Here is a 13,783-nt window from a genome sequence, read left to right as displayed (position 1 = left end):
TCACGCCTTTTCCGGCATCTGCGTCAGGGCAGATGCGATCAGCCCCGACAGATGCACCGCAGACGCCATGCCGCCAAAGGGGTGAAACTGGTTCAGCCAGGCAACGCGTTTGTTGCGCACAGGGGCGAGCAATTTCCACATGGCGTTTTGTTGCAGCGAACGCTCCGTCTGAAGCCGTTGCGATGGAATATCAACCACCAGAAATGCGGCATCGGGGTTGTCCTTCAGCCGGTCGAGACCGGCGCGCGCCATGCCGGTTCCGTTGACCGGCCCCGTCCAGATATTGGCAAGGCCGAGCTTGCGCAGCACGGCATCCGGCAGCGTACCCGCGCCATACATGGTCATCTCACGCCCGCCAATATCGGGCAGCATGATCCCGACAGGATGGTGATGCCCGGCAAGCTTGGCCCGCGCCTCGGCAAAGCGGTCCTCGGCCATTTGCGCAATCGCATCTGTGGCGGAACGCGGCACGCCGCACAGTTCGGCCACGCGGTTGAGAATATCGACGGCAAGCTGATAGCGCTCAACATTGGGTGTGGTGATACTTGGCACCAGCTCCACCCGTGCCACATCTGCAATGCGCGGCGTCATGACCATATTATAGTCGGTGGCGATGATAAAATCGGGCCGCAATTCCGCCAGCGCTTCAAGATTGATTTCCCAGAACGGCCCGACATCGGCAACGGTGTCAGGCAGAACCGGCAACGCCATGCGCTGACGGTAGAAACTCGTATCGGAAAGCCCCACCGGCACGATGCCCAAAGAAAGCATAGCTTCTGCCGCCGCCCAGTCTATCGACACAATGCGCGGCGCATCCGCTGCCCGTGCCTGATGCAGAAAGCCGGAAGGCCCCGCGCAAAGCGCGAGGCCCGATCCCGACAACAAGCCGAGTAATATCTGGCGACGGGTCAGCAAAGCACTCGCCTTAGAAACTGACCTTCACCCGGCCAATGACCGAGCGACGATCACCTTCATAGCAGCTCACGGTATCTTCGCAGGTCGTGAAATACTTCTTGTCGAAGAGGTTCGTCGCATTGAGCTGGAAGGTCATGTCCTTGTATTTGTAGCTCACACCCGCATCGACCAATGTGCGGCCATCAACCTTGACGGTATTGGCCTTGTCACCATAGCTGGAGCCGACATAACGTACGCCGCTACCAAGGCTCAGCCCTTCCAAAACGCCGCTGTTGAATGTGTAGTTGAGCCATGCCGAGGCCTGATGTTCAGGCACCATTGTGGACTGCTTGCCGATATAGGCGGCAGCGTCTTCAGTGATTTCAGTATGGGTGTAGGTATAGGAGCCAATGAAGTCCCAACCATAGGAAAGGTTGACCTTGCCTTCCAGCTCCAGACCGCGCGAATGGACTTCGCCGGTTGCCTGCGGACCATCAAGATAGCTGTAGGAAACCACATTGGACTTCACGATGTCGAACCATGCCATCGTGAACAGACCATCGAATTCCTTCGGCTGGTATTTCACACCAGCTTCCCACTGACGCCCTTCCGACGGATCGAAGGTGTTGCCGCTATTGTCCATACCGAGATTGGGAACGAAGGATTCCGAATAGCTGACATAGGGCGCAATGCCCCAAGGCGTGACATAGGTGACGCCGGCGCGACCGCTGAACTTGCCGATATTCTGATCCGTATCGCTGTCATCGAGACGGTTATGGTTGTCGAGATTCAGCCAGTCATAGCGACCACCGAGTGTCACGATCCAGCTATCGTTGAACTTGATCTGATCCTGCGCATAAATGCCGGTCTGGTTATATTTCTGGCGATAGCTCTGCGTCAGTGTCGTCGGCACGGCGATGGGAATACCGTAAGACGGGTTGAACGGATTGAGGCTTGGCGCCGGATCGCGATATTGCGAGACGTCGGAGTCGGAATAGGAATAGTCGAGACCGAGCAGCGCTTCATGCGCGATATTGCCGGTTTCAAATTCGGCAACTGCCTGATTGTCTACGACAAAGCCGCTCATATTCTCGTCAAAACGACGCGCCTGACGGGTAATCCCCGTCGGTCCAAGACCAAGCGCCAGTACATTGTCGAGAAGGAAGCTGACCTGACCGTAACGCAGGTTCTGCTTTAGGGTCCAGGTATCGTTCAGATGATGTTCGAACTCATAGCCGATGCTGCCCTGCTTCTGCACGCTTCTGTTGAAGTCGGGATCGCCGACCAAAATATTCGGGGAGTTCGGATAAAGATTGCTGATCGTGGCAGGCAGAACACTGCCGCCGCTGTCATCACGCAACAGCTGGCCGGAAACAGTCAGCGACGTGTCGGCATCCGGCGCCCAGGTGAGCGACGGCGCGAACATGTAGCGGTCGTCCTTGACCTCGTCGCCATTGGAATATTCGAACTGCGTATCGCTTTTGCGCACCACGCCGATCATGCGATAAAGCAGCGTCTTGTCTTCATTGACCGGACCCGTCAGATCGACGCCGAACTGCTTGCGGTTATAGCTGCCATATTCCACCGAAGCTTCGTGAAAGGCTTCGGCCTGCGGCTTCTTGGTGACGCGATTGACCAGGCCACCCGCATCGCTCTGACCATAGAGCGACGATACCGGCCCGCGCAACACTTCCAACGAATCTAGCTCATAGGGGTCGGTGCGGAAAAAGGTGTAGCTGTTGGAAAGCTGGCGCAGACCATCCTGATAGGAACTGGTGGACTGAGCGTTGAAACCGCGCATCAGGATCCAGTCATACCCTTTCGGGTCCGGTCCATAGGTTTCAATCGTCACACCCGGCACATAGCGCAGGATTTCCGTCACGCTCTGCGCATTCTGGGTTTCGATCTGCTTGCGGCTGACCACCGAAACCGACTGTGGCACTTCAATCAACGGCGTATCGGTCTTGGTTGCGCCTCTGGAATTTTCGACCACAACGCTGCCAGACGTGTCGCCCGCGACTGCGCCTTGCAGGGTGATCGTGTCGAGAAGCAGCGAACCGTCCGCAGCCACAGCTCCCGCGTCGCCTGCCTGCTGGGCGGAAATGGTCACGGTGTTACCGCGAATGCGGTAGGAGAGGCCCGAGCCGGACAGAATACTGTTCAACGCTTCCGAACGGGTGAGCGAGCCTTTCGCACCAGAGGAATTCTTGCCGCGCACGATGTTGGCATCATAGAAAAGCTGGACGCCGGTATTGTTGGAATATTGCACCAGAGCCTTGGACAAAGGCTGTGCGGCAATATTGAAGGAAATGCGCTGCACCTGCTGCCCGGCACCTGCCGCCTGCGCCCAGACCGGGCTTGTCGCAAACGAAGCGACGGCAACCAGCGCGCTTGCTGCCAGAAGATGCAAGGAGAGCTTCGATTTGAGAAGAAGAGCTGCGCGTCCCTGGCCAATCCCTGTCTGAATTCCGCTCGTCTTATCCACGCGCATGCTGCAATCCCCAATGTCTGACACCCCCGCCGACGGGCGGGAAACTCTGTTTCATGGCGGCCGCCAAGCAGCCCCTCAGATGGTTAGACACCTCGGAAGCGCGAACTAATGATCGGTCTGGAAAATATTTTTGATAATTTTTGTCAAGTTACCGTCGCGTGACGACTGTTACCCAGCCGGAAGCGTTCATAACCTTAACGGGAAGAGTTTCCGCAATGGTGGCTAGCGCCGCTTCTGCATCGCGCGTGTCGAAGATTGCCGTCACCGGCATATTGCCTATTTCAGCGTCGGTCAGGAAAATCCTGCCCCGACGATAACGCTCGAGTTCCGTCAGCACACGGCGCAGCGGCACATCTTCGAAGATCACGCGGTCATTGCGCCATGCTTCGACGATCTGACTGTCGGAGCGATGCGGTGCGGCAATCGCATCACCACCGAAAGTCAGTTGCCAGCCTTCGTCGAGCCGCACCGGCGTGGCATCGCCAAAGGCCACCGACACGGCATGTTCAACCACGGAAACCGTAACCGCATCCTCATCCAGCTTGACATCGAAGGCTGTGCCCAGCGCGGTGATGGTGCCGCCTTTGGCGGAAACCACAAAAGGACGCGCCGCATCGGCAGCAACCTGAAAAAAGCCCTGCCCCTGATGCAGCACCAGATCACGGCGCTTGTCCGAAAAATCAACCGACAAGGCGGAATAGCTGCCAAGCTCCACCGTGCTGCCATCGGCAAGGGTAAAGCTGCGGCGCTCGCCAACATCAGTCTTGTAGGTTGCAAACAGGCCTGGGCGCAACAACATATAGGCGCCCGGCGCCAGCACCAGCGCCGCAAGCCCGCCCAGAACGACCCCACGCCTGCTGACGCGGTTCGAGCCCTTGTACCTGTCATATTCGGGTTTCACGGCATCGAAGCGCTGCCACAGGGCTTGCGCACGCTCATAAGCAACACGGTGCGCCGGATCGGATGCCATCCAGGCCGAAAACGCACGCCGGTCATCGGCGCTGACGGCGGTATCCTGCAAAAGCACGAACCATTCCAGCGCCTTCATGAAAACCGGGTCGGTCTCGAAATCCTTCATGCCTGCCCACAACTGCCTTGGCTCTTCCTATGCGGAGAGCCTTTTGTCGAGTTCGGCCAGAGCCGCCAAAATCTGGGTTATAACCGTATTGCGCGAAATTCCCATACGCTCGGCCACTTCATCGTAAGTCAGGCCTTCGATCCTGTTGAGGACAAATGCCTCACGACGGCGTGGCGGCAAGTCTGCGATGGCCTGCAAAAGACGGCGCAGCTCGCTGCGATAAAGCGCTGTCATTTCCGGCGAAGGCATGCTGTCGGCATAACGCTCCGGCGCGTCGTCCTCAATCTCCACATCTGAGCGGCGGCGCGCATCGCGCAGGTGATTGAGCGCCAGATTGCGCGCGGCGCGTTTGACATAGGCCGCGCCCGGCACGGCATCGGGAGAGCCATTGTCTGGCCGCGACAGCATGTTGAGAAAGGCCTGCTGAACGACATCTTCTGCGGTCGCCGTATTGCCGACGATACGCCGCACGAAAGCGCGCAGACCAACCTGCTCGCTCTCGTAAAGTTCAGTCAGATCCCACAGCCGTGAGGTCATTCTACCGCGATCCCCGCAGACATATTGCTCTGCATCGGCAATAGCGTTTCGGAAAATCTCATGCAATCACAGTGATTTAGAAGAATTCCAGTCGGCGTGACAAAATCATGTGTTAAATAGTCATGTTTTTACAAACAAAACATAGGCTTCCACTGATAAGCCAGCGCTCCATCAGGCGGCGAACAGGGGCTGAACAGCCAAGCTTTCCAAAGCGCATGTATCAAAAATATCACATTTTATAGGGAGCTACGGCGCGACAGAAGCGCGATAAAGCAGGCTCCACCCAAAAGCGAGGCGAACAGACCGAGCGGCAGGTTATAGGGGAAGGCCACCATCCGCGCGAGCCAGTCTGCGCTGACCATCATCAAAGCACCGATCAGCATGGAGGCCGCCAGGAAACGCTTCGGTGTATGCAGGCCGAAATTGCGCGCCAGATGAGGAGCAATCAGTCCGACAAACGAGAGCGGCCCAACCATCATGGAAGCGATGGCCGTCAGAAGCGCTGCAATCAGCACGATCACAAGACGCGGCAGGATCAGCGAAAGACCAAGACTCCGCATTGTCACCGAACCGAGCGGCAGAATATCGAGCCAGCGCGACAGGGCGAGCAGAAGGGTAAATCCCGCCGCCAATGCGATTGCCGCCAGCCAAAGTTGCATCGGCGTTGCCTGTGCGCCAGTGCCGCTCAACCAGCCAAGTAGAACAAAGGCCTGCGGGGAACCGGTTGCGATGATGGCAGTCAGAATGGAGCTGACCATCGCACCAAGGCCGACACCGGCCAGAAGCAGCTTTTCCGCACCGAAGCCGCTGCGTGCCGCAACGGCCAGAATGAAGATCAGTGCCAGAACCGAGCCGATGGTAGCGCCGAGCCATTGCATGGACAGGCCCGCAACCGGCAGCAGCAGAACCACCGCCAGACCGCCACCCGCACCAAGGCCGACGCCCAGAATTTCGGGACTGGCGAGCGGATTACCGGTCATGCGCTGGAGAATGGCCCCGGCCAGAGCGAGCATGCCGCCCGACAACCCCGCGAGAGCAAGCCTTTGCAAGCGCCAGTCAAGAAGTGCGTCGAACAGTTCACCACGAGCGAGAACAAAACCATCCTGCCCCCGGCCAAGACTGAGCGTGATGGCAGCAGCAAGCAGAACAAGCAAAAGCAGAACGGCGAAGAAAAGCCCCGTGCGCTTCAAGCGAACCGCGCTTTCCTCGCTCTTGCCCGACGGCCATTCAAACATGCGCAGACGCGGCAGCATCCGCAGCAGCAAGGGACCACCGAGAAGTGCGGTCGCAGCGCCCACCGGCAGGCGGTCGCCAGTGACAGTCTGCAACAGGCTGACGCAGCCATCAGTCAACCAGAGCAAAACCGCCCCAATAGCGGGCGCAACGATCAATTTCGTCTTGAGACGCCGCGCGCCGGACAGCTGCGCCAGCGTGGGGGCGACCAGACCGACAAAGCCCAATATGCCGACTTCGGCGGTAATGCTGGCCGCCAGCCAGACGGCAATGGCAATCACCAGAAGACGGCTTGCCGCCAGCGACAGGCCAAGACTGCGCGCATTGGCATTGTCGAGCGCCAGCAGGGTCAGCGGTCGTAGCAGGAAGAAGGCAATCCCGCCGCCGATCAAAACCCGGAAGCCAAGAGAAATGCCCGGGCCCCAGCTCTGCTGTTCCAGCGAGCCGCCACCCCAGACGAACAGCGAGAAGACATATTCGCCATTCGCCAGAATGAGCGCCGTGCTTGCCGCCGTTGCGGTTAGCGACACGATCATGCCGCAGAGAATGACAGAAGCCGGTTCCAGCGAGCGTTTCCAGTTGAGCGCCAGCACGAGACTGACCGCCGCGAGACCGCCCGCCAGAGCCAGCCATTCGCGGAAGATGAGCGCTGCGGGCAGATAGAGCATGCCCGCTGTCATAGCGAGCTGCGCCCCGGCGGCAATGCCCAACGTCGAGGGTTCGGCAAGAGGATTGCGCAAGACCTGCTGCAACAGCAAACCCGAAAGCCCAAGACCTGCCCCGCAGATCAGCGCCATGGCATTGCGCGGCAGAACGGTATCGAATGCAATCACGCGATGCAGTGCCAGCAATTCAGGCGAACTGGCAGGGGCATTCAACGCACGCGTGAACTCGAAGGCGGCCATAAGAGCCGCGACAAGTGCGAGCAGGCCCCAGAACAGGAGCGGCCTTATACCCGCAAATCGTGCCTCGATTGCTTGTGTCAAAGGCGAGCCTCCCCGTTCTCTCCCCAAGTCTGGAGAAGAAGCCAGGCAAAGCGGCGCGCCGCTGGCAATCCGCCGAAATGGTCAAGCGGCGGCAAGAACAGAACGCGTTTTTCACGGTTGGCAGGCAGCGCATTCCACAGGGAATTCTGCGGCAGGCGATAAAGGGTTTCCGGATCGGTCGGGCCGATGACCACGATGGATGCGTCCGGCGCTTCAGCCAACTGTTCCAGTCCCACCGGCGCTGTGGCTGAATAGCTTGTGTCCTGCGTCCATGCATTCTCGAAACCAAGCCGAACCAGCACATCGCCAAACAGACTATCGCGACCGAATGCGCGAAAATGGCGGGCATCGCCCAGACTGATAATGAAGACCTTATGCCCGGAAGCCGCTGCGAAATGCTGGCGCGCCTCGGCAATCTCGCGCGCGACCGTCGCAACATAGGCGCGGGCTTCCGCAGCCAGACCGAGCTTTTCGCCAAGGCTGAAGGTCGCCTCTTCCAGCATCGCGTAGGGCGGCTGACCGGCACTGTAGACAGTCGGCGCAAAGACCGGTGCAATGCGTTCCAGGGCTGCACGCTGATATTCATAGAAGTTGGAGGCGACGATCAAATCCGGCTCGATCATGCGCAGCAGCTCAAGATTGGGCGCACCGCGCAGACCGAGATCGGCGACGCTCTCCGGCACCGCCGGTTCAAGCTGCATCTGCCGATACTGTCGCAGTTCTGACGCTGCCGCTGGCACAGCGCCGATGGCCAGTGCGGTCTCCAGCATGGCCCAGTCGATCACGGCAAAACGCGTCGATGCGGCATGGGCCGAACGCAGTGCAGGCGCCACGAAAAGGGCGCCTGCAAATCCGAGAACCGTGCGACGGGTAACTGTCATGACGGAACGCGCGGCCAGAACCGGCGCATCACCACTTGGTGTGCACCTTGAGCAAAGCCTTCCTGCCTTCGCCATAACCGCAGACATAGACGCCCTGACATCCAGCGACATAATTCTTGTCGAACAGATTGGTCACGTTGAGATCAATGCCCCAATTATCCTTTTCGTAGCCGAGTTTCAAATCGGCAAGCGCAACGGCAGGCACCTTGAGCGTGTTCTGCTCGTCGGCATAGGACGAACCGACATAACGCACGCCGCCGCCGAGCATCACGCCCTTGAGCGCGCCTTCCGGCACCTTGTATTCGACGAAAAGCGAAGCCTGCTGTTCCGGCAGAAGATAAGGACGCTTGCCGACCAGCGACTCGTCCGAGGCGTTTTCCTTGACCTTCAGATCATAGGCGGTCACGCTCGCCGTGACCTTCCAGTCGTCGGCAATATTGGCTTGCATTTCGAGTTCGAAGCCGCGCGAATTAACCTTGCCAAGCTGTTCGCGGGCGAAGCTCGAGCCGGTCAGCGGGTTTTCCTTGGTCAGATCGAAGAAGGATGCGGTGATCAGACCATCAAAGAATTCCGGACGATATTTGACGCCCGCTTCGTACTGAACGCCGGTTTCCGGCTTGGCATAGCTGCCGTCATACAGGGTCTCGATGATCGGATTGAAAAAGGTCGCGGCGCTGACATAAGGCGTAATGCCGTTTTCAAATTCGTAGCCAAGACCCGCACGACCCGAAAAGCGGCCCGTGTCATATTCGAAGCTCGGCAGGCCCGAAGCTTCGGTCCAGACGTGATCATAGCGACCATTCAGCGTCAGTATCCATCCATCGCCGAACTCCATGCGGTCCTGCGCATAAACGCCGAGCTGATTGCGACGCAGATCCTGATCGATATAGGGATCCCACATCGGGCCCTGAGCCTCACCATAAACCGGGTTATAGGCGTCAATGATCGTCGCGCCGCCGGTCTGCTGCATCTGGTCGATGCGGAAATAGCGGTACTCCGCGCCAAATAGCAGATTGTGGTCGATGGCACCGGTCGTCACCTTGCCTTCAAGCTGATTATCGGCCTGGAAGGTGTTCACCGTCGTATCGTGTTTGAAGTTGATGCGAGACAGATAAGGATTGCCCGCCGTCGGCTGAGCCAGATACCCGTCATAGCCATAGGGATAGAGGCTATGCTCCTTCACGTGCGCAAAGCCGTAGCGGACGTTCTGACGGATTGTCCAGTCATTGTCGAATGTGTGTTCGAACTCATAGCCGAGCGAAACCTGTTCGCGATCATAGGAATCGACATCCGGATCGGTGAAATTGGCCTTGCGCGAAATCTTGCCAAACTCGGTCGGCACCACCGTGCCATAGTAAGGCAGAAAGCCGCCATCATGCGTCAGGTCGAGATGGGTATAATTGGCCAGAATGGTCAGGCTTGTCGATTCATCCGGCTTGTATTCGATGCTCGGCGAGATGACGCCACGAAACTCCTTGGAGAAATCCGTGTAGTTATTGCCGCCCTGAATCTTGCCGTTGACGCGGTAATTGACCGTCTCCGTTGCCTTGTCGCCAATGTCGAAGCCCAGATAGCCATTGCCATAGCTGTTGATACCCGCTTCGAGATAACGCAGCCGCTCACCCGTCGGGCGCTTGCTGATATAGTTCACGATACCGCCGGGATTGGCGCCACCATAAAGGGCGGATGCCGGGCCGCGCAGAACGTCGATACGCTCGATCCCGAAACTGTCAATGAAGTAACCGCCGAAGCCGTAGCTGAAATTCTGCAACCCATCGAGATAGGTGCCGTTGGCCGTCGCGTCGAAGCCGCGAATATAGAGCCAGTTCGTATCATTATCGACGCCGAAAGGCTGGGCCAGTACACCGGGCGTATAGCGCAAGGCTTCGTCGATCTTCTGCGCGCCGAGCGCATCCATCTGATCGCGTCCGACAACCGATACGGATTGCGGGATCTTGTCGATTGCAACACTGTCTTTCGAACCAGTGGTCGTGGCGCGCGGGACAAAGCCCTTGACCGGTCCAAGACCTTCGGCGCGCGTGGTGCCGCCATTGCCATCCGACTGGATGACAACCGTGTTCAGCTCGAGGGGTTTGGCGGCTTCCTGCGCAAATGCAGGAATGGCGGCAAGCGCGGTACCGCTTGCCAGCAGGACGAGAAGATTGTGCTTCATCGACGGCATATGATGTGACCCCTCAAAGGATAAAAACGCGAACCTTCACAGGCTCCCGCGACCCCGCAGACGGGCTCGTTAATATGAGTGCTTATATCAAGATTATACGGCAGGATTGTTCAATCTTCCGCCAAATTGAACGATTTTCAGTTCATCTCAGCGCGCGTTAAAAAAGCCATCCGGACTGTTGCGATATTACAATTGCTGCTTCAGCCATGCTGCCGGTGTGGTGCCAGTCTGCTTTTTGAAAACACGAGTGAAATGGGCCTGATCGGAGAACCCGACCAGCGCCGCAATATGCGGCAGTGGCGTGTGTGCCTGAAGCAGCAACACTTGCGCCCGCGCAATGCGCCGCTCCATCTGCCAGCTATGCGGCGACACGCCCGTCGATGCCTTGAAGGCGCTACAGAAATAGGTTTCCGACAGGCCCGCCAGATCGGCCAGTTCCTGCAAGCGGATGATGCGCGCGTAATTATCCTCAATGAAATCGGTCACGCGCCGCAGACGCCATGGCGAAAGCTTGCTGGCGCCCGCTCGTGGCTGCGCTTCCGCCCCGAACAGTTCCGCGACCAGCGCGTTGATCAGGCCTTCGCCATAGAGATCGTGCAACGGCGCATTGGACAGGCACTCTTCCGCCAGAAGCCCGCCGATCTGTTCGATTTTGGTATTGGAAAACAACAGGCGCGGACGCTCAATCGCAGCTCTGTCGAGCGCGCCGCCAAAGCGCTGCTGAAGCGTGTTGGTGTCCAGATGCAGATCGAGATGCTTGAGCTTGCCCGGTCTCGCACTCTCGCTCCAGATCGTCATGCCCGCCGGAATATAACAGAGGCGCGACGGGTTCGCGCCTTGCGCGACCACACGCCCTTTGCTGCCGGGACGGATATCCAGTGCGCCCTGACTTTCGCAGACGAGAAACAGGCGCGGCGCTTGCGAAACATATTCGCCGCGCGCGCCGGGACCGCATTCGACAGACCACACGTCGGCAATCGCGCCGTTCCAGACGCGATAATGAAGATCGTCAAGTAAAGTGACGTCTTCGATCCGGCTTTTCATATGCGGATGGAAACCCAACTGATCTTTCCCAAGGCCACGATTGCGAGCATTTCCTGCAAATGCGAGAGGGCTTTGCGTTCTGGCATGCTCAAAATATGTATAACGCACTCATGTTTTTGTGGCAACTTTCGAAAAGCCGCGTTATTGCATGGCTTCCATCTGCCAAAAGGACAGAGATTGATGACTTCCAACTTGTTCGAACTTGAGAATGTCAGCTTTTCGGTTGCCGGGCGCACCTTGTTGCAGCCTTTGACCATGTCGATACCGGCAGGAAGCGTGACAGCTTTGATCGGACATAACGGTTCCGGCAAGTCGACGCTGCTCAAAATCCTGGCCCGGCAGCAACCCGCTTCGGGCGGCACAATCCATTTTGCCGGCAAGCGCCTCGACCAATGGGGCGATCGCGAGTTTGCGCGCAAGCTTGCCTATCTGCCGCAACAGACGGCATCCGCTTCGGGAATGCTGGTCAAGGAACTGGTCGCGCTGGGTCGCTATCCGTGGCACGGCGCATTGGGCCGCTTTGGCGAGACCGACCGGGCCAAGGTGGAAGAAGCCATCGAGTTGACCGGCATAGCACCTTTTGCCGACCGGCTTGTCGATACGCTTTCCGGTGGCGAACGCCAGCGCGTCTGGCTGGCCATGCTCGTGGCACAGGATGCGCAGTGCCTGCTTCTCGATGAGCCGACATCGGCGCTCGATATTGCCCATCAACTGGAAGTGCTGTCGCTGGTGCGCAAGCTGTCACAGGAAAAGGAATTGAGCGTTTTCATCGTGCTGCACGATGTGAACATGGCCGCGCGCTTTTGCGATTCCATTTTCGCACTGCACAGCGGCCGCCTGATCGCGCAGTCGACACCTGAAGGCGTGATGGAGCCCAAGCGGCTGCAAGAGATTTACGGCGTGCCGATGGAAGTCATGCGCCACGCCGCAACCGGGCATCTGATTGCCGCTCCTCTCTAGTCAGAGCGGCTGACCAGCAAGGTAGCGTTCCAGTGTCTTGACCGTGCCATCCTGCCAGATTGCTTTCAGCGCTGAAGTGAACGCAGCGACATAGGCGGGATTGGCGGCAAGCGCCCCGAAAATATCATCCATGGAAAGCCACGCGGCCGGGTCAGCCTTGGCGAGCGCTGCCTGCTTGGTCAGGCGATCCCATGACGGATCATTCGGCTCGATCACTGCACCGCTGTCCGTTGTGCCATAGCAATAGCGGCACCAGAAAGCCGAGACCAGCGCAAGCCCGGTCACCGAATGTCCCTTCGCCACGCGGTCGGCAGCTGTAGGCAAGATGAATTTCGGCTGGCGGTTGGAGCCATCCAGACACAGGCGACGGATGGTGTCGCCAATGCTTGGATTGGCGAAGCGCTTGTCGATCAGAACGCGATAGGCTTCCAGATCGGTGTCCGGTACCGGTGGTATTTCCGGGATGATCTCATCCTTCGTCAGCTTTTCCAGATAGCGCCGGATCAGCGGATGCTCCATGGCCTCATGCACGAAATGAATGTCGAGCAAGCCGCCCGGATAGGCGATGGCCGCGTGGCCGCCATTCAGAATGCGGATTTTCATCAATTCATAAGCGGCGACCTGATCGGTGAAGGTAACACCGACTTTTTCCAGAGCCGGGCGTCCAGTCGGGAAATTATCCTCCATCACCCATTGCTTGAAAACTTCGCAGAACACTGGCCAGCCGTCATCGACGCCGAAATCCTTCGCGGCAATCTCGCGTTCGCGCGCGCCGGTGGCTGGCGTGATGCGATCCACCATCGAATTCGGGAAAGCGACATTGGCGGAAATCCAGTCGGCGAAGGTCGGGTCGCTCAGCTTGGCGAGCCCCGTGACTGCATCTTCCGTCACATGGCCGTTGCCCGGAATGTTATCACAGGACATGACCGTGAAAGGCTGGACACCCGCCGCCTTTCGCAGTTTCAGCGCCTGAACGATCAGGCCGAACACGGTTTTCGGGTGATCAGGATGCGCCGCATCCGCCACGATATCCGGATGGGCGGGATCGAAAGTCTGGCTGGCCGGATCGATATAATAGCCGCCCTCGGTGATGGTCATCGCGACGATACGTGTGTCTGCTGACGTCAGATAGGCCATCAGGGCCTTGCGCCCTTCCTCGGTCGAAATGGTGACATAATCGACCATCGATGCGGTGATGCGCGCGCCCGCATGATCGGCTTCCTGTTCGACAACGGTCGTCAGCCAGTTCTGTGCCTTGAGCGTATCGCGCATGGCATCGTCGCTCGCGCGCACGCCTGCACCCACCAGCGCCCAGTCATGCCCCTCGCCGGTCGCAAACAGATCGTCCAGATAGACAGCCTGATGCGCGCGGTGAAAATTGCCGACGCCAAAATGCACGATACCCGGCTTCAGCCCGGCTGGATCGTAGCCGGGCTTATGCACCTTATCGAAGCTTTGAAGCGTTGCGCGCGATAGCTTGGTCATGACGGTATCCTT

The 13,783-nt window shown here is 58.5% G+C and carries 10 protein-coding genes; 1 reads left to right on the top strand and 9 read right to left on the bottom strand.

The genetic code is table 11. The annotated features are described in order from the left end of the window. The 8 genes from ACTJKP_RS16745 to ACTJKP_RS16710 all read right to left on the bottom strand — a co-directional run bounded on the left by ACTJKP_RS16745 (window position 1) and on the right by ACTJKP_RS16710 (window position 11,344). Window positions 1–915, bottom strand: coding sequence for an ABC transporter substrate-binding protein (locus ACTJKP_RS16745; protein ID WP_440631471.1), 915 nt, complete (start codon window positions 913–915; stop codon window positions 1–3). A 10-nt stretch (window positions 916–925) separates the two neighbouring features. After that, entirely contained in the window at window positions 926–3,385 is a 2,460-nt protein-coding gene (locus ACTJKP_RS16740; RefSeq protein WP_440631470.1) for a TonB-dependent siderophore receptor, read from the bottom strand. Between the two features lie 148 nt (window positions 3,386–3,533). Next, entirely contained in the window at window positions 3,534–4,463 is a 930-nt protein-coding gene (locus tag ACTJKP_RS16735; protein WP_440631469.1) for a FecR family protein, read from the bottom strand. 27 nt (window positions 4,464–4,490) lie between these two features. Continuing rightward, a complete protein-coding gene (locus ACTJKP_RS16730; protein ID WP_440631468.1) occupies window positions 4,491–5,000 on the bottom strand; it encodes an RNA polymerase sigma factor in 510 nt (169 codons plus the stop codon). 236 nt (window positions 5,001–5,236) lie between these two features. Continuing rightward, a complete protein-coding gene (fhuB, locus tag ACTJKP_RS16725) occupies window positions 5,237–7,219 on the bottom strand; it encodes a Fe(3+)-hydroxamate ABC transporter permease FhuB (protein ID WP_440631467.1) in 1,983 nt (660 codons plus the stop codon). Continuing rightward, window positions 7,216–8,100, bottom strand: coding sequence for an ABC transporter substrate-binding protein (locus tag ACTJKP_RS16720; RefSeq protein WP_440631466.1), 885 nt, complete (start codon window positions 8,098–8,100; stop codon window positions 7,216–7,218). Before ACTJKP_RS16720 ends, fhuB begins: the two co-directional genes overlap by 4 nt. Before the next feature lie 28 nt (window positions 8,101–8,128). Continuing rightward, a complete protein-coding gene (locus ACTJKP_RS16715; RefSeq protein WP_440631465.1) occupies window positions 8,129–10,282 on the bottom strand; it encodes a TonB-dependent siderophore receptor in 2,154 nt (717 codons plus the stop codon). A gap of 186 nt (window positions 10,283–10,468) precedes the next feature. Further along, complete coding sequence (locus ACTJKP_RS16710) at window positions 10,469–11,344, bottom strand: helix-turn-helix transcriptional regulator (protein WP_440631464.1); 876 nt, start codon at window positions 11,342–11,344, stop codon at window positions 10,469–10,471. A 162-nt stretch (window positions 11,345–11,506) separates the two neighbouring features. Between ACTJKP_RS16710 and ACTJKP_RS16705 the strand changes: the two genes are divergently transcribed. Next, complete coding sequence (locus ACTJKP_RS16705; RefSeq protein ID WP_440631463.1) at window positions 11,507–12,286, top strand: ATP-binding cassette domain-containing protein; 780 nt, start codon at window positions 11,507–11,509, stop codon at window positions 12,284–12,286. Here ACTJKP_RS16705 and ACTJKP_RS16700 read toward each other — a convergent pair whose 3' ends face one another. Further along, on the bottom strand, window positions 12,287–13,771 hold the full coding sequence (locus ACTJKP_RS16700) for a mannitol dehydrogenase family protein (protein WP_440631462.1): 1,485 nt from the start codon (window positions 13,769–13,771) through the stop codon (window positions 12,287–12,289). Window positions 13,772–13,783: the final 12 nt, after the last annotated feature.

This window comes from Brucella sp. 22210 (assembly GCF_052045675.1).
Lineage (GTDB): Bacteria > Pseudomonadota > Alphaproteobacteria > Rhizobiales > Rhizobiaceae > Brucella.
This window is presented reverse-complemented; position numbering and strand designations above follow the sequence as displayed.

Bases quoted from the DNA above. Each gene is read 5' to 3' on its own strand.
- ACTJKP_RS16740 (WP_440631470.1), bottom strand. From the start codon at position 3,385: ATGCGCGTGGATAAGACGAGCGGAATTCAGACAGGGATTGGCCAGGGA.
- ACTJKP_RS16735 (WP_440631469.1), bottom strand. From the start codon at position 4,463: ATGAAGGATTTCGAGACCGACCCGGTTTTCATGAAGGCGCTGGAATGG.
- ACTJKP_RS16730 (WP_440631468.1), bottom strand. From the start codon at position 5,000: ATGACCTCACGGCTGTGGGATCTGACTGAACTTTACGAGAGCGAGCAG.
- ACTJKP_RS16720 (WP_440631466.1), bottom strand. From the start codon at position 8,100: ATGACAGTTACCCGTCGCACGGTTCTCGGATTTGCAGGCGCCCTTTTC.
- ACTJKP_RS16715 (WP_440631465.1), bottom strand. From the start codon at position 10,282: ATGCCGTCGATGAAGCACAATCTTCTCGTCCTGCTGGCAAGCGGTACC.
- ACTJKP_RS16705 (WP_440631463.1), top strand. From the start codon at position 11,507: ATGACTTCCAACTTGTTCGAACTTGAGAATGTCAGCTTTTCGGTTGCC.
- ACTJKP_RS16700 (WP_440631462.1), bottom strand. From the start codon at position 13,771: ATGACCAAGCTATCGCGCGCAACGCTTCAAAGCTTCGATAAGGTGCAT.